A 14653-nucleotide genomic window follows, 5' to 3' on the forward strand; every position below is an offset into this window, starting at 1 on the left:
TTCAGGCGCCCGTGGCGCGGCCGGCCTCGGCCTCGGCCTTGGCGACGATCAGGCGCACGCCCGCCTCCTCCAGCATCGCGGCATGGCGATCCTCGATGCCGGCATCGGTGATGACGGTGGAAATGCGCGGCAGGGCGCAGAGGATCAGGCTGGAACGCTGGTGGAATTTCGAGGAATCGGCCAGCACCACCAGTTCGTCGGCCTGGTCGATGAGCTTCTGCTCGGCCTGGATCAGCAGCGGATCGGTTTCCATCAGCCCTAGCGGCCCCAGCCCCTGCGCCCCCATGAACATGCGCCGCGCATAAAAATTGCGGGTCACGTCGTTTTCGAAGGGCGACAGGATCACGCCCTGCTCGCGATAGACGACACCGCCGGAGAGCATGATCGTGTTCTTCGAATGCTTGAGCAGGTGCTCAGCAATCGGAAAGGAATTGGTGAAGACATGCAGGCGGCGGGTGGCGAGGAAATGCACCATCTGGAAGGTGGTCGTGCCGCCATTGATGATGACCGGATCGCCATCCTCGCACAGCGCCACTGCCTCGCGGGCAATCGCCTGCTTCTGGCGGGCATGCATCGCCTCGTTGACGCTGAAGGGCCGGCCGGCCAGCCCAACGAATTGCGGCGGATGCAGCGCCTCGGCGCCACCGCGCACCCGGCGCAGCTTCTTTTGCACATGCAGCGCGGCGATATCGCGGCGAATGGTGGCCTCCGAGCTTTCGGTCAGTTCCACCAGTTCGGCGACGGACACCATCGGCTTGCCCTGAATGGCCGAGAGGATGATGCGATGGCGTTCCGTTTCGTGCATGATGCCTCCAATTACGATCCAGCTTCCATTCCTTCTGCGCATTGTCAATCAAAAACAATCAAAATTCCGCATGACGGCGGCATTCATGATTGAACATGATCGCTCATGATTGACAATGACCGAAATTTCATGAGATTTGAGCCCATGATCGGCGCCGGCGGCAGGCCCGGCAGGGAGGAAGTCAGCATGGCAAGGGAAAACGACGGCGCGCGTCTGGCGAACCTGTGGGACGAGGCGAAGGCGGCCGGCATGAGCGAGCCGGAACGACTGCTCTATCGCTCCAATCTTCTCGGCTCCGACAAGCGCATCACCAATTATGGCGGCGGCAACACCTCGGCCAAGGTGATCGAGCGCGACCCGTTGACGGGTGGCGATGTCGAGGTGCTCTGGGTCAAGGGCTCTGGCGGCGATGTCGGCACCATCAAGCTCGACGGTTTCGCCACCCTCTACATGGAGAAGCTGGAGGCGTTGAAGCGCCTCTATCGCGGGCTCGCCTATGAGGACGAGATGGTCGGCTACCTGCCGCATTGCACCTTCAACCTCAATCCCCGCGCCGCCTCCATCGATACGCCGCTGCATGCCTTCGTGCCGAAGAAGCATGTCGACCATATGCACCCGGATGCGATCATCGCCATCGCCGCCTCGCAAAACAGCAAGGAATTGACCCAAAAGATCTTCGGCGACGAGATCGGCTGGTTGCCCTGGAAGCGCCCCGGCTTCGAACTCGGCCTGTGGCTGGAGAAATTCTGCCGAGAAAACCCGAATGCGCGCGGAGTCATCCTCGAAAGCCATGGGCTGTTCACCTGGGGCGATACCGCCCGCGAGGCCTATGAGACGACCGTCGAGATCATCAACCGGGCGATTGCCTGGCTGGAAGGCGAGATCGAGGGCGATGTCTTCGGCGGCGCCAAGGTTCCGACCCTGCCCGCAGCCGAACGCCGCGCCGTCGCGCGCAAACTGATGCCGGTCATTCGCGGGCTGATCAGCGCCGACGAGCGCAAGCTCGGCCATTTCGACGACAGCGACGCCGTGCTCGAATTCGTCTCCTCGCAGCAGCTGAAAGCGCTGGCCGCCCTCGGCACGAGCTGCCCGGACCACTTCCTGCGCACAAAAATCCGGCCGCTGGTCGTCGATTTCGACCCGGCCAAGCCCGATGTCGAGGCGACGCTGGCCGGCCTGCCGGCAGCCCTTGAGGCGTATCGCCAGGATTACACCGCCTATTACACGCGCTGCCGCCGTGACAACAGCCCTGATATGCGCGATCCCAACGCCGTCGTCTATCTGGTGCCTGGCGTCGGCATGATCACCTTCGCCAAGGACAAGGCGACGGCGCGCATTTCCGGCGAGTTCTATGTCAATGCGATCAATGTCATGCGCGGCGCCTCCTCGGTCTCCACCTATGTGGGTCTCGCCGAGCAGGAAGCCTTCGACATCGAATACTGGCTGCTCGAAGAGGCCAAGCTGCAGCGCATGCCCAAAGCCAAGCCGCTGGCCGGCCGCATCGCTTTCATCACCGGCGGCGCCGGCGGCATCGGCAAGGCGACGGCTCACCGGCTGCTTTCCGAAGGCGCCTGCGTGATGATCGCCGATATCGACCGGGCGGCGCTCGACACCGCCGAGGCCGAGCTTGCCGGCCGTTACGGCAAGGACGTGGTGCGGGCGGTGGCGATGAACGTCACCGACGAGGCGCTGGTGATCGAAAGCTTCGAGAAGACGCTGAGCGAATTCGGCGGCCTCGATATCCTCGTCTCCAATGCCGGCCTCGCCTCTTCCGCCGCCATCGAAGATACCAGCCTCGACCTCTGGAACCGCAACATCTCCATCCTCGCGACCGGCTATTTCCTCGTTGCGCGCGAGGCCTTCCGGGTGTTCCGCGCCCAGAAGGCCGGCGGCAATATCGTCTTCGTCGCCTCCAAGAACGGGCTTGCCGCCTCCCCCGGCGCCTCGGCCTATTGCACGGCCAAGGCGGCGGAAATCCACCTCGCCCGCTGCCTGGCGCTGGAGGGGGCGAGCGCCCAGATCCGCGTCAACACCGTCAATCCCGACGCCGTGCTGCGCGGCTCGAAGATCTGGTCCGGCGAATGGAAGGAACAGCGCGCCGCTGCCTACAAGACCGACGACCTGGAGGCGCACTACCGCGAGCGCTCGATGCTGAAGCTCAGCGTCTTCCCGGAGGATATCGCCGAGGCGATCTACTTCCTCGCCTCCGACATGTCGGCGAAATCAACCGGCAATATCATCAACGTCGACGCCGGCAATCAGCAGTCGTTCACGCGCTAATTTTGATCCTGCGGGCCGCGAGGCCCGCGGGGTCGTTCATGGTTCTGGGAGGAAAGCATGACACAGACGAAAATTCCGGCGGAGCTGATCGCGGCCGTCAACGACAAGCGCCGCGCCGCGCTCGATGCCGATTATGCGGCGCTGGGCGAGCATCTCTCCCGGCGCGGCATCGATATCGAGGCGGTGAAATCGAAGGTGGCGGGTTACGGCGTCGCCGTGCCCTCCTGGGGGGTCGGCACCGGCGGCACGCGTTTTGCCCGTTTCCCCGGCCCCGGCGAGCCGCGCCATATCTTCGACAAGCTCGACGATTGCGGCGTCATCCAGCAGATGACCCGGGCGACGCCGACCGTATCGCTGCATATTCCCTGGGACAAGGTGGACGATATCGCCGGCTTGAAGGCGTATGGCGAAAGCCTCGGCCTCGGCTTCGACGCGATGAATTCCAACACGTTTCAGGATCAGCCGGGACAGACCCATTCCTACAAATACGGCTCGCTTTCCCATGCCGATGCGGCAACCCGGGCGCAGGCGGTCGAGCACAATATCGAATGCATCGAGATCGGCCGCGCCTTGGGTTCCAAGGCGCTGACGGTGTGGATCGGCGACGGCTCCAACTTCCCCGGCCAGAGCAATTTCACCCGCGCATTCGAGCGTTATCTCGACTCGATGAAGGCGATCTATGCCCGCCTGCCCGATGACTGGCGCGTCTTCACCGAACACAAGATGTTCGAGCCGGCCTTCTATTCGACCGTGGTGCAGGACTGGGGCACGAACTACCTGATTGCGCAGGAGTTGGGGCCAAAGGCCTTCTGCCTCGTCGATCTCGGCCACCACGCGCCGAACACCAATATCGAGATGATCGTCGCCCGCCTGATCCAGTTCGGCAAGCTCGGCGGCTTCCATTTCAACGATTCGAAATATGGCGACGACGATCTCGATACCGGCTCGGTCGATCCCTACCGGCTGTTCCTCGTCTTCAACGAGCTGGTGGATGCGGAAACGCGCGGTGCTGCCGGTTTCGAGCCCGCCCATATGCTCGACCAGAGCCACAACGTCACCGATCCCATCGAAAGCCTGATGGTCAGCGCCATGGAGGTACAGCGCGCCTATGCGCAGGCGCTGCTGGTCGACCGCGAGGCGCTTTCCGGCCTTCAGGAAGCCAATGACGCGCTGATGGCCTCGCAGACGCTGAAGCAGGCCTTCCGTACCGATGTCGAGCCGATCCTCGCCATGGCGCGGCTGGAAGCCGGCGGCGCCATCGCCCCGGTCGCCGCCTATCGCGCGTCCGGTTATCGCGCCGCCGTCGCGGCAGAGCGCCCGGCCGTCACCGGTTCGGGCGGCGGCATCGTCTGAAAAAGAAAGTGCAGGGCGGTCAGATGCCCTGGCCGCCCTGCACCAGCCCGGGAGCCGGCGTCAGCGACAGGCTGCGCGCCAGCGTCGCCAGCAGATCCGTCTGCGAAATGATGCCGAGCACCCGCTCGTCCTCGTCGACCACCACGACGGCGTGGGCGACGCCGTCGGTCAGGCGCGGCAGCAGGCCGATGGCCCGGTCGCCGGGTTTTGCACGCGCGGCCGGCGAGACCGGCAGCGGATGGCCGGGCGTGGCCGATGCCAGTTCGCGCAGGCCCACGGTGCCGGCGAGCCGCCCTTCGGGGTCGACGACCGGCAGGGTGCGGACGTCGTGATCCAAAAGCAGGGCGCGCGCCGTTTCCGGTCTCGCATCGGCCTGTACGGTGACCACGTCGCGCGACATGATGTCGGCGCAGGCCATTTCGCCGCGCTGGCGCATCAGCGCATGCAATTCCACTTCGCGCAGCAGGGCGTCGAGATCGGCGCGGTCGATGTCGAGGGTTTCGTTCATGCCGGCGAGCGCGGCGTCGATGTCGCGCGAATCGAAGCCGACGCGCGCCGTCGCCGGCTTGTCGTCGGTCTTGTGGGTATTGACAGGGGCTGCGGGCCGGTGCGGATATTGCCGCCCGGCAAGGCGATGGAAGGCAAGGCCGATGGCGACCAGCATCGCCGAATTGACCGCGACCGGGATCAGCGGAAACCAGAAGCCGGCGCGCGCCACCGCCGCGCCGCCGATCACCGCCGTCAGCGCCGCAGCACCCCCCGGCGGATGCAGGCTGCGGGTCAGCGACATGGCGAGGATCGCCAGCGACACGGCAATGCCGGTGGCGATCATCGGATCCTTGACGAAATAGACCACGGTGACGCCCACCAGCGCCGAAATCGTATTGCCACCGACGATCGACCAGGGCTGGGCCAGCGGACTGGCCGGCACCGCAAACAGCAGCACGGCGGAGGCCCCGATCGGGGCGACGATAAGCGGCAGGCTGGCATCGGCGCCGAAGGTCAGCGCGCAGACGAGGCCGGTGAGGCAGATGCCGATCAAGGCGCCGATGCAGCCGATCAGCCGCTCGCGCAGCGTTGCGCCCGCGAGAATCGGCGTAAACAGCCTGAACCCCGATAGTTTGCCTGCCTGTCGACTCTTTTCATGCCCCGGATTGCTCATTGCCCTGCACTTTGCCACGTATTGTCATCCACCGTGGCTTATCTGCCTGGAATGCCGGCAAGACAAGGAAAGACTCCGCCGTTCTCGCCCGGAAAAGCGAAGAGTTTTTCCGGGCGTGTTTTCCGGGCTGTTGCCTGCCGTCAGCCGGCGGCAGGTTTCGCGTCCGGATCGAAACTGTACTTGAAATCGCAATGGCTGGCGCCTTCCATCACCGTCTGGGTCCGTTCCAGCGTGATGCGTGGATCGTAGCCGGTACAGAACACGCCATCGCGATTGCACGACAGCAGGTGGCCGATCTTGCCGAGACCCATCTCCTTGTAGGTCTCGGCGTAGCGACAGCGCTTGACGTTGTAGTGGAATTCCGTGTCGGTCGCCTTGGTGACCTCGATCACCAGCGCGTCATCCTGTGTCCAAAGATCCTGCAATTCCTGGAAGGTGCGCAGCGAGGTGCCGCCCGGCGTCCTGGCGGCGAAACTCCGGCCAGCTTTGACTGCCGCCTTGCGGATGGCGCTGTCGATGATGGATTGCGCCATCTCCTCGCCCAGCCTTTCGCGCATTTCCTCGTAGATCGGCGCGATGATACCCGCCTCGATCGTGCGTCGTGCAAGAATGCCGATTTCGCCGTCCATTGCGCTGCGCGAGGAAACCTGTTCGTCCGTGCTCATGCCATGCTCCTTGGTCTTGTCGCCTCTGTTTTATCAGCTCCGCCCCGGCAATGCACGCCGGACCGCGCGCCGGCGGCCATGCCGTTTTTTGGCAAAGTTTTGTCGAAACCGAACACTTCACCCGATTGAAAGGCTTGTTAGCCGGCTGCATTTGGTGTTGGACTGCCGTCCGTCAAAATGCCGAAGGGCCGTTTCAGGACGAGCCGTTCGGCGAGGGTGGAGAACGGGATGAAAATCGGAGCGTTGAAGGAGCGCGCGGACAACGAGTCGCGCGTGGCGATGACGCCTGACTCTGCGCAAGCGTTGCAGAAGCTCGGGCATGAGTGCCTTGTGGAAACGGGTGCCGGGCTTGGGGCCGGTCTTTCGGACGACGCCTATCGCGCCGCAGGCGTCACGGTGGTCGACAGTGCGGGGACGCTGTTTGAGGCCGCCGATATCATCGTCAAGGTGCGGCCGCCGACGACGGAGGAGACCGACAGGCTTTCTTCTGGCAAAACGCTGATTTCGTTCTTCTATCCGGCGCAGAACACGGCTCTTCTGGAGCAGGCGAAGGACAAGGGCGCGAACGTCATCGCCATGGACATGGTGCCGCGCATTTCCCGCGCGCAAAAGATGGATGCGCTGTCGTCGATGGCCAACATTGCCGGCTACCGCGCGGTGATCGAGGCGGGTAACAATTTCGGCCGCTTCTTCACCGGCCAGGTGACCGCCGCCGGCAAGGTGCCGCCGGCCAAGGTGCTGGTGATCGGCGCCGGCGTCGCCGGCCTTGCCGCCACCGGCGTGGCCGTCTCGCTCGGCGCACAGACCTATGCCTTCGACGTGCGGCCGGAAGTGGCCGAGCAGATCGAATCGATGGGCGCCGAATTCGTCTATCTCGACTTCAAGGGCAGTGTGCAGGATGGGGCGGCGACCGGCGGTTATGCCGCGCCGTCTTCGCCGGAATTCCGCGAGAAGCAACTGGAAAAATTCCGCGAACTCGCCCCGCAGATGGACATCGTCATCACCACGGCGCTGATCCCTGGCCGCGACGCGCCAAAACTGTGGCTGGCCGACATGGTCGCGGCGATGAAGACCGGCTCTGTCGTCGTCGATCTCGCCGCCGAGCGCGGCGGCAATTGCGACCTGACGGTCGCGGACCAGAAGATCGTCTCGCCCAACGGCGTCACCATTATCGGCTATACCGATTTCCCGAGCCGCATGGCGGCGCAGTCCTCGGCGCTCTATTCCACCAACATCCGCCACATGTTGGCCGACCTGACGCCGGCCAAGGACGGCAAGATCGTCCACAACATGGAAGACGACGTCATCAGGGGCGCGACGGTCGCCTATGAAGGCGCGATCACTTATCCCCCGCCGCCGCCGAAGATCGCGGCGATTGCCGCCCAGAAGCCGAAGGAAAAGGTCAAGGAACTGACGCCGGAGGAGAAGCGGGCCAAGGAAACCGCCGCCTTCAAGGCACAGACCAGGAGCCAGGTCGGGCTGCTGGTCATCGCCACCGCGCTGCTGCTGCTGGTCGGGGCCTATGCGCCGTCGGCCTTCATGAGCCACTTCATCGTCTTCGTGCTCGCCTGTTTCGTCGGCTTCCAGGTCATCTGGAACGTCAGCCATTCGCTGCACACGCCACTGATGGCGGTGACCAATGCCATCTCGGGCATCGTCATCCTTGGGGCATTGCTGCAGATCGGCTCCAGCAGCTGGCTGGTGGTGGTGCTGGCGGCGCTTTCCGTGCTGATCGCCACGATCAACATCGTCGGCGGCTTCCTCGTCACCCGGCGCATGCTCGCCATGTTCCAGAAGTCGTGATCGGGGGGAACTGACATGACCATCGGTATCGTATCGGCCGCCTATATCGCGGCTGCCGTTCTCTTCATCCTGTCGCTCGGCGGGCTCTCGGGCCAGGAAAGCGCCAAGCGCGCCGTCTGGTACGGCATCGTCGGCATGGGGCTTGCCGTCATCGCCACTGTGTTCGGGCCTGATGTCGGCAACTGGTTCATCGTTCTGCTGATGATCGCCGGCGGCGCCGTGCTCGGTGCATTCGTCGCTGCCCGCGTGCAGATGACGGAAATGCCGCAGCTTGTCGCGGCGCTGCACTCCTTCGTCGGTCTCGCCGCTGTGTTCATCGGCTTTAACGCCCATCTGGAGGCGGCGCATGTCGCCGGCCTCGACGAGGCGGCGCGCGCGACGCTCACTGGCTTTGCCAAGATCCTCGCCCATAAGGAGCCGGTGGAACTGGCGATCATGAAGGTCGAGGTCTTCCTCGGCGTCTTCATCGGCGCGGTCACCTTCACCGGCTCCGTCGTCGCTTTCGGCAAGCTGGCCGGCAAGGTCGACGGCAAGGCCAAGAAGCTGCCGGGCGGACATCTGCTCAATGCAGGTGCTGCGCTTCTGTCGGTCATCCTGCTGGTGATGTATTTCAACGGCGCCGGCGCCTGGACGCTGGTTCTGATGACGCTCGCCGCCTTCTTCATCGGCTACCACCTGATCATGGGCATCGGTGGCGCCGACATGCCGGTGGTGGTATCGATGCTGAACAGCTATTCCGGCTGGGCGGCCGCCGCCATCGGCTTCACGCTCGGCAACGACCTGTTGATCGTTACCGGCGCGCTGGTCGGCTCCTCGGGTGCGATCCTGTCCTACATCATGTGCAAGGCGATGAACCGCTCCTTCGTCTCGGTCATCCTCGGCGGCTTCGGCACCACCTCCGGTCCGGCGATGGAAATCTCCGGCGAGCAGGTGGCGATCGACGTCGACGGCGTCGCCGCAGCCCTCAGGGATGCCGATAGCATCATCATCGTGCCGGGCTACGGCATGGCGGTGGCGCAGGCGCAAGGGCCGGTCTCGGAGCTGACCCGCAAGCTGCGCTCCGAAGGCAAGGAGGTGCGCTTCGCCATCCATCCGGTCGCCGGCCGCCTGCCGGGCCATATGAACGTGCTGCTCGCCGAAGCCAAGGTGCCCTACGACATCGTGCTGGAAATGGATGAGATCAACGACGACTTCCCCAATACCGACGTCGTCATCGTCATCGGCTCCAACGACATCGTCAATCCGGCCGCCCAGGAAGACCCGAACTCGCCCATCGCCGGCATGCCGGTTCTGGAAGTGTGGAAAGCCAAGCAGGTGTTCGTCTCCAAGCGCGGCCAGGGCACCGGTTATTCCGGCATCGAGAACCCGCTGTTCTACAAGGACAACACCCGCATGTTCTACGGCGACGCAAAGGACAGTATCAACAAGTTGCTCGCCGCCCTGCAAAGCGGGCACTGACGAAAAGGGCTGTGCTGTCAAAACGGCAGCGCAGCCCGACCGCACGCCACTGGACAGTCGCCACGTCCTGTGGTCAACCGGTCTCCAAACCGGTTGAGGAGCGACCCCGTGCATCTTTCCATGTGGACCTATCCTTGGGATGTTCAGGACCAGGGGGTGGAAGCGATCTCGGCCGAGCTTTCCGGCCGAGCCGGCGTCAATACGATCAGCATCGCCGCCTCCTACCATGCCGGCCGTTTCCTGCAGCCGCGCAGCCCGACGCAAAAAGCTTATTTTCCCGAGGACGGCACAGTCTATTTCCGGCCGGACGAAACGCTGTGGCAGGACAAAACCATCCGCCCCCTGATGGCGCAGAACGTCACCGAGCGCGGCGACATGCTCGACGCCCTCATCCGCGCGCGGCGTGAAGGCGGGCTGAACGTCTCCGCCTGGACCGTCTGCCTGCACAATACGCGGCTCGGCATGCTGCATCCCGGCCATGTCACCCGCAATGCCTTCGGCAATCCGAACTATTACAATCTCTGCCCGTCGAGCCCGGCGGCACGCGACTACGCCATCACCCTGGTGCGCGACATCTCCGGCAATTACCGGCCGGACATGCTGGAACTGGAAAGCCCCAACTTCCTTGGCTTCGCCCATGAATATCATCACGAAAAGGACGGCGTGGGGCTGAATGCCGAGGACGATTTCCTGCTGTCGCTGTGCTTCTGCGCCCATTGCACGGCGCGGGCGGAACAGGCAGGCGTGCCGATCGAGGGCGCGCGGCGCAGCGTCGCCGGCTTCATCGCCGAGGCCTGCGAACGCGTCCTTCCCGAAAAGCAGTTCGCGGATTTCCCGGAGGCTGGCATCGACGCCTTCCGCCACCACGAAGACCTCCATGCCTTCCTCGCCTGGCGCAGTGAGCCGGTGACCAGCCTGCTCGGCGAAATCAAGGCCGCCGCCCGCCCCTCGACCCGCATCGTGCTGCTCGACGGCCCGAACGGCTGGCGCGGCGGCGTCGATCTGGCCGCCGTCGGCCGTCTTCTGGATGGCATGGTCCTCTGCTGCTACAACATGCAGCCGGAGGCAATCGGCGCGGCGATCCGCGACGCCCGCATCATGCTCGGCGCGGAGGCCTTCCTCGGGCTCGGCCTGCGCCTCTTCTACCCGGAAGTCGATGGCCCCGATATTCTCGCCGCGCGCGTCAAATTCGCGGTCGAAGCCGGGGCGGAAGGCGTCAATTTCTACAATTACGGGCTCGTGCCGGCCGGGCGCCTCGACTGGGTGCGCGCGGCCGTCGAAACCCTTGCGCCGGCGCATTGACGCCACCGGGGATGGCTTCTATCTGCCTCTCCATGGACAAGACGATGCCGACACCCCGCCGGACCAAACACAGCCTCGATGCCTTCAAGTCGATCATCCGCCGCATCGAGCGCGGCCGTGACCCCGTGGCGTTGCGCTGGCAGGCGATCCTCGGGCTCGTCGATCTCAGCATCCTCGCCTTCTTTATCCTCGGCCCCTATTTCCGCTCCGGGCCGTCCTATCTGGTCGTTGACTATGCCATCGCCGTGTGGATCTTCGCCGAGCTTTTTGCCCGTGCGATCGCCGCGCCGTCGCTTGGCGAATTCTTTCGCCGGCCGATGATCTGGATCGATATCGCCGTCTTCGCGACGCTTCTGTTTCCCGATGTGCTGTTCAACTTCGCCTTTCTGCGCGTCATGCGCATTTGGGCGATCGCGCACAGCCCGTTGCTGCACGCGGCGCTGCGCCGGGCCGGCTGGTCGCGGCTGCGCGACGTGGTGCAGGCCTGCTTAAACTTCCTCGTCTTCCTGTTCATGGTGACCGGCTTCGTCTACACCACCTTCTTCTATGGGCGGCCGGGCGGAGAAGGCTTCGTGGACGCGCTGTATTTTACCGTCGCCACCATCACCACCACCGGCTTCGGCGACATCACGCTGCCGGGAACGCTCGGCAAGCTGACCTCGGTGGTGACGATGATCGTCGGCATTTCGCTGTTCGTGCGTCTGGCGCAGGCAGTGGTGCGGCCGAACAAGGTGCATTTCCCCTGCCCCGCCTGCGGCCTGCAGCGCCACGACGTCGATGCCGTACACTGCAAGGCCTGCGGCACGCTGCTCAACATCCCCAATGACGGGGATTGATCAGGCCAGCGACGGGGCCACACCGCCGGCAAAAGCCGCCTCGACGATATCGGCAAGGCGCGCTTCGTGCAGCGGCGCAAGAAAATTCACCGCCAGACGCCCGTCGCCGCAATGCGCCACCGCACAACCGATATTGGCGGCGAACCCATCGATGGACAGCAGCACATGATCGGGAATGCCGAGCGTCGTCAGCGTCGTCAGCCAGGCCGAGCGCTGCGACAGCTCCACGATGGTGCAGGCGCGGCTCGATGCGCGCACCAGGCCCGCGCCGAGCACGATGATGCGGCCCGGCTGGCGCAACCGATAGACCTGAGGGGGCGTTCGCTCCTCGTTACGCCGTTGAAAACCTGTATTTTTCTGAACATCAAATCGCATGGGCTTCTCCGGACGCAAGGATGGCGCAGCCTGCCATTGCAAGCTTTCGCGGAGCCGACTTGAAAACACCGCAATCAAGGATAATCTATATCCTTAAAAGGGGCTGATGACATGAACTTGAAAAGCCAGGTGGAATGGGCCCTGCATTGCGCCGCGGTTCTCGCGGGGCTGCCGGAAGGACGCTATCTCTCCACCAAGGCGCTGGCCGAATTCCATGGCCTTCCGAAGGAATATCTGTCGAAGGCGCTGCAGGGCCTGTCGCAGGCGAAGCTGGTCGACACCACGCTCGGCCCCAGCGGCGGCTACCGGCTGGCGCGGCCGGCCAGCGACATCACCTTCCTCGATATCGTCGAGGCTGTCGAGGGCAAGGGCCGCACCTTCGTCTGCAACAATATCCGCGCCAACAATCCCTGCCGCCCCGCCGGCTTCTGCGACGACAAGCCCTGCGGCATTGCCCGCATCATGTGGCAGGCCGACGAGGCCTGGCGGCGGACGCTGGCGGACGCAAAGCTTTCCGATCTCGTTGCCGGCCTTGCCAAGGACGTGCCTGCCGACATCATGGCCGCCAGCCGCGACTGGGTGCTGGAGCGCGCCGGCTAAAGCATTTTCCGGAAGGCTTTTCGTCCGAAATGCGCCAGACGAAAAACGCCGCGCGATAATTTTAGCGCGGCGTTTGTGTTCGAGGGCCTCAAGAGAGATTTGCCTTGTCGAGCCCATAGAGCTTGTCGGCGGAGCCCGGAGGCGCGCGAAACGCGACGCCGGCGCGGTTCCAGGCATTGATGGTCATGACCGCGAAAGTCAGGTCGGCAATCTCCTTGTCGGAGAAATGGGTGCGCAGCTCGGCGAATGCCTCGTCGGACACACCTTCGGCCGGAATGCGGGTCAGCACTTCCGCCCAGGCGAAGGCGGCGCGCTCGCGGGCGTCGAAAAGTGGCGATTCGCGCCAGATCGCCAAGTGATGCAGCCGCAGCTCCCGCTCGCCGTGAATCTTGGCTTCCTTCACATGCATATCGAGGCAGAAGGCGCAGCCATTGAGTTGCGAAACCCTGATATCGATCAGATGCAAAAGGCCGGCATCGATGGAACTCTGTTTCACGGCGGTTGAGAGATCGACGAGTTTCTTGAAAATTTCCGGTGACTGCTGGCTGTAATTCAGGCGTTGCGTCATGACTTGGTTCCTCAATTACGGATATAAATTATCCTTAAGGATTTTCTATATCCTTAATTGATTGCTGTAAAGCCCCGACACGGAAAATGGCGCCTCCTGCCAGGATGCGAGAGCGCCCTGCAAAATGTGAGGAAAATGGCGGAATGCCAGCAAATTCGCGAAAGACGGGTCGCGTCCGGTAAATGCAAGAAGGCCACACTGTCACCAGCGAACCTGAACAATCTTCATTCAATTCAAGGAAAATGGTGCGCCGTAGCAAGCGACGGAGAACACGCGCGATGGGTTGGACGGCGGCATTGCGAAAGGGAAATGGTGCCCGGAGGCGGATTTGAACCACCGACACGCGGATTTTCAATCCGCTGCTCTACCAACTGAGCTATCCGGGCATTCCTGGCCTTGTGGGCCATGCCGGCTCTTTTGGAGCCGCCGGGGCTTGGTTTCCCCGTGAACGAGCGGGGTTATAACATCCTATTTCGCGATGTCCAGCGTCAAACGACACTTTTTTGACGGGAGTTTTTGTTTTCTCTTATCCATTTGAAAGAAATGGATTTTTAAAGAGATTTCTGACGAGAGCGCGGCCGGGATTGCGGTCGCGGTCACGTTTCGTCGTCGCCGTCGGCCTTCGACTCGTCGTCAGCCACCGGAATGGCGTAGGAACCGTTCAGCCAACGGGCAAGGTCGAGCGAGCGGCAGCGATCCGAGCAAAAGGGGTAGTGGTCGCGCGCCGAAGGGCGGCCGCATTCGGGGCAAGGAACGGTCTTGCGCAGCGGCGCCACCTTGCCGGCGTTACGCTCGTCGTCGTCGCCGCTCATCGTTCGCCCCATCCGGCGCGGATGTCGAAGCCTTCGCCGGCCAGCAGCAGCGTCGTCTCGTAAAGCGGCAGGCCGACGACATTGGTATAGGAGCCGACGAGCTTCTGCACGAAGCTGCCGGCGATGCCCTGGATGGCATAGGCGCCCGCCTTGCCGCGCCATTCGCCCGACGCCAGATAGGCGTCGATATCGGCGGCGGACAGACGGCGGAAACGCACCTTGGATTCAACGATCTTCTGGCGCAACCGGCCATCCGGCGTGATCAGGCAGATGCCGGTATAGACGCGGTGATTGCGCCCCGACAGCAGATTGAGCGCCGAAGACGCCTCGTCGGCATATTCGCATTTGCCGAGGATGCGGCGACCAACGGCCACGACGGTATCGGCCGCGAGGATATAGCTGCCCTGCCAGGCGGGATCGCCCTTGATGGCGCGAAACGAGGCTTCCGCCTTCTCGCCGGAGAGGCGCCGCGCCAGCGAGCGCGGATGCTCCGCCTTCTTCGGCGTCTCGTCAACGTCCATCGGCATCAGCCGGGCGGGTTCGAGGCCTGCCTGGCCGAGCAATTCGACGCGCCGGGGCGAACCGGAGGCGAGGATCAGCTTGTTCTTCAGCACCATGGGCTCCTACACCCGCC

General features: G+C 63.8%; 14 protein-coding genes and 1 tRNA gene. 7 read left to right on the plus strand and 8 right to left on the minus strand.

Going from position 1 to position 14653, the window contains the following annotated elements; genetic code table 11:
- Position 1 precedes the first annotated feature (1 nt).
- Positions 2-805 carry a DeoR/GlpR family DNA-binding transcription regulator gene (locus P7F60_RS02470; protein ID WP_277916112.1) on the minus strand — a complete coding sequence of 268 codons (804 nt, stop codon included), beginning with the start codon at positions 803-805 and terminating at the stop codon, positions 2-4.
- A 186-nt stretch (positions 806-991) separates the two neighbouring features.
- Here P7F60_RS02470 and P7F60_RS02475 point away from each other — a divergent pair, with 186 nt between their 5' ends.
- Together P7F60_RS02475 and rhaI are read left to right on the plus strand one after the other, a co-directional pair.
- Entirely contained in the window at positions 992-3085 is a 2094-nt protein-coding gene (locus tag P7F60_RS02475) for a bifunctional rhamnulose-1-phosphate aldolase/short-chain dehydrogenase (RefSeq protein WP_277916113.1), read from the plus strand.
- Between the two features lie 57 nt (positions 3086-3142).
- On the plus strand, positions 3143-4438 hold the full coding sequence (gene rhaI, locus P7F60_RS02480) for an L-rhamnose catabolism isomerase (RefSeq protein ID WP_277916114.1): 1296 nt from the start codon (positions 3143-3145) through the stop codon (positions 4436-4438).
- A 19-nt stretch (positions 4439-4457) separates the two neighbouring features.
- Here rhaI and P7F60_RS02485 read toward each other — a convergent pair whose 3' ends face one another.
- Positions 4458-5600, minus strand: a complete 1143-nt coding sequence (locus tag P7F60_RS02485) for an HPP family protein (protein WP_277916115.1) — start codon at positions 5598-5600, stop codon at positions 4458-4460.
- 140 nt (positions 5601-5740) lie between these two features.
- Entirely contained in the window at positions 5741-6265 is a 525-nt protein-coding gene (locus P7F60_RS02490; RefSeq protein WP_277916116.1) for an L-2-amino-thiazoline-4-carboxylic acid hydrolase, read from the minus strand.
- A gap of 228 nt (positions 6266-6493) precedes the next feature.
- Here P7F60_RS02490 and P7F60_RS02495 point away from each other — a divergent pair, with 228 nt between their 5' ends.
- The 4 genes from P7F60_RS02495 to P7F60_RS02510 all read left to right on the plus strand — a co-directional run bounded on the left by P7F60_RS02495 (position 6494) and on the right by P7F60_RS02510 (position 11664).
- Entirely contained in the window at positions 6494-8068 is a 1575-nt protein-coding gene (locus P7F60_RS02495) for a Re/Si-specific NAD(P)(+) transhydrogenase subunit alpha (protein WP_277916117.1), read from the plus strand.
- A gap of 15 nt (positions 8069-8083) precedes the next feature.
- The gene (locus P7F60_RS02500) at positions 8084-9526 is read left to right on the plus strand and encodes an NAD(P)(+) transhydrogenase (Re/Si-specific) subunit beta (RefSeq protein ID WP_277916118.1); all 1443 of its coding nucleotides are present in this window, start codon (positions 8084-8086) and stop codon (positions 9524-9526) included.
- Positions 9527-9634: 108 nt separating this feature from the next.
- Positions 9635-10828 carry a hypothetical protein gene (locus P7F60_RS02505; protein ID WP_277916119.1) on the plus strand — a complete coding sequence of 398 codons (1194 nt, stop codon included), beginning with the start codon at positions 9635-9637 and terminating at the stop codon, positions 10826-10828.
- Positions 10829-10872: 44 nt separating this feature from the next.
- Complete coding sequence (locus P7F60_RS02510; protein ID WP_277916120.1) at positions 10873-11664, plus strand: potassium channel family protein; 792 nt, start codon at positions 10873-10875, stop codon at positions 11662-11664.
- Here the strand turns inward: P7F60_RS02510 and P7F60_RS02515 are convergent, their stop codons facing one another.
- Positions 11665-12039 (minus strand): hypothetical protein, encoded by a 375-nt coding sequence (locus P7F60_RS02515; protein ID WP_277916121.1) that lies wholly within the window; start codon positions 12037-12039, stop codon positions 11665-11667.
- A gap of 111 nt (positions 12040-12150) precedes the next feature.
- Here P7F60_RS02515 and P7F60_RS02520 point away from each other — a divergent pair, with 111 nt between their 5' ends.
- Positions 12151-12639 (plus strand): Rrf2 family transcriptional regulator, encoded by a 489-nt coding sequence (locus P7F60_RS02520; protein ID WP_277916122.1) that lies wholly within the window; start codon positions 12151-12153, stop codon positions 12637-12639.
- Positions 12640-12727: 88 nt separating this feature from the next.
- Here P7F60_RS02520 and P7F60_RS02525 read toward each other — a convergent pair whose 3' ends face one another.
- The 4 genes from P7F60_RS02525 to P7F60_RS02540 form a co-directional block, all read right to left on the minus strand.
- Entirely contained in the window at positions 12728-13207 is a 480-nt protein-coding gene (locus tag P7F60_RS02525) for a carboxymuconolactone decarboxylase family protein (protein WP_277916123.1), read from the minus strand.
- Between the two features lie 310 nt (positions 13208-13517).
- Positions 13518-13593 (minus strand) — tRNA-Phe (locus P7F60_RS02530).
- A gap of 210 nt (positions 13594-13803) precedes the next feature.
- Positions 13804-14019 carry a DNA gyrase inhibitor YacG gene (yacG, locus tag P7F60_RS02535; protein ID WP_277916124.1) on the minus strand — a complete coding sequence of 72 codons (216 nt, stop codon included), beginning with the start codon at positions 14017-14019 and terminating at the stop codon, positions 13804-13806.
- Positions 14016-14636, minus strand: a complete 621-nt coding sequence (locus P7F60_RS02540; RefSeq protein WP_277916125.1) for a Maf-like protein — start codon at positions 14634-14636, stop codon at positions 14016-14018. Before P7F60_RS02540 ends, yacG begins: the two co-directional genes overlap by 4 nt.
- Between the last annotated feature and the right edge of the window lie 17 nt (positions 14637-14653).

This window comes from Rhizobium sp. YJ-22 (assembly GCF_029601685.1).
Classification (GTDB): domain Bacteria; phylum Pseudomonadota; class Alphaproteobacteria; order Rhizobiales; family Rhizobiaceae; genus Metarhizobium.

Excerpts from the sequence above, each read along its gene's own strand:
- P7F60_RS02475 (WP_277916113.1), top strand. The coding sequence starts at position 992 with ATGGCAAGGGAAAACGACGGCGCGCGTCTGGCGAACCTGTGGGACGAG.
- P7F60_RS02515 (WP_277916121.1), bottom strand. The coding sequence starts at position 12,039 with ATGCGATTTGATGTTCAGAAAAATACAGGTTTTCAACGGCGTAACGAG.
- P7F60_RS02500 (WP_277916118.1), top strand. The coding sequence starts at position 8,084 with ATGACCATCGGTATCGTATCGGCCGCCTATATCGCGGCTGCCGTTCTC.
- P7F60_RS02540 (WP_277916125.1), bottom strand. The coding sequence starts at position 14,636 with ATGGTGCTGAAGAACAAGCTGATCCTCGCCTCCGGTTCGCCCCGGCGC.
- P7F60_RS02525 (WP_277916123.1), bottom strand. The coding sequence starts at position 13,207 with ATGACGCAACGCCTGAATTACAGCCAGCAGTCACCGGAAATTTTCAAG.
- P7F60_RS02470 (WP_277916112.1), bottom strand. The coding sequence starts at position 805 with ATGCACGAAACGGAACGCCATCGCATCATCCTCTCGGCCATTCAGGGC.
- rhaI (WP_277916114.1), top strand. The coding sequence starts at position 3,143 with ATGACACAGACGAAAATTCCGGCGGAGCTGATCGCGGCCGTCAACGAC.
- P7F60_RS02520 (WP_277916122.1), top strand. The coding sequence starts at position 12,151 with ATGAACTTGAAAAGCCAGGTGGAATGGGCCCTGCATTGCGCCGCGGTT.
- yacG (WP_277916124.1), bottom strand. The coding sequence starts at position 14,019 with ATGAGCGGCGACGACGACGAGCGTAACGCCGGCAAGGTGGCGCCGCTG.
- P7F60_RS02495 (WP_277916117.1), top strand. The coding sequence starts at position 6,494 with ATGAAAATCGGAGCGTTGAAGGAGCGCGCGGACAACGAGTCGCGCGTG.
- P7F60_RS02490 (WP_277916116.1), bottom strand. The coding sequence starts at position 6,265 with ATGAGCACGGACGAACAGGTTTCCTCGCGCAGCGCAATGGACGGCGAA.
- P7F60_RS02510 (WP_277916120.1), top strand. The coding sequence starts at position 10,873 with ATGCCGACACCCCGCCGGACCAAACACAGCCTCGATGCCTTCAAGTCG.
- P7F60_RS02485 (WP_277916115.1), bottom strand. The coding sequence starts at position 5,600 with ATGAGCAATCCGGGGCATGAAAAGAGTCGACAGGCAGGCAAACTATCG.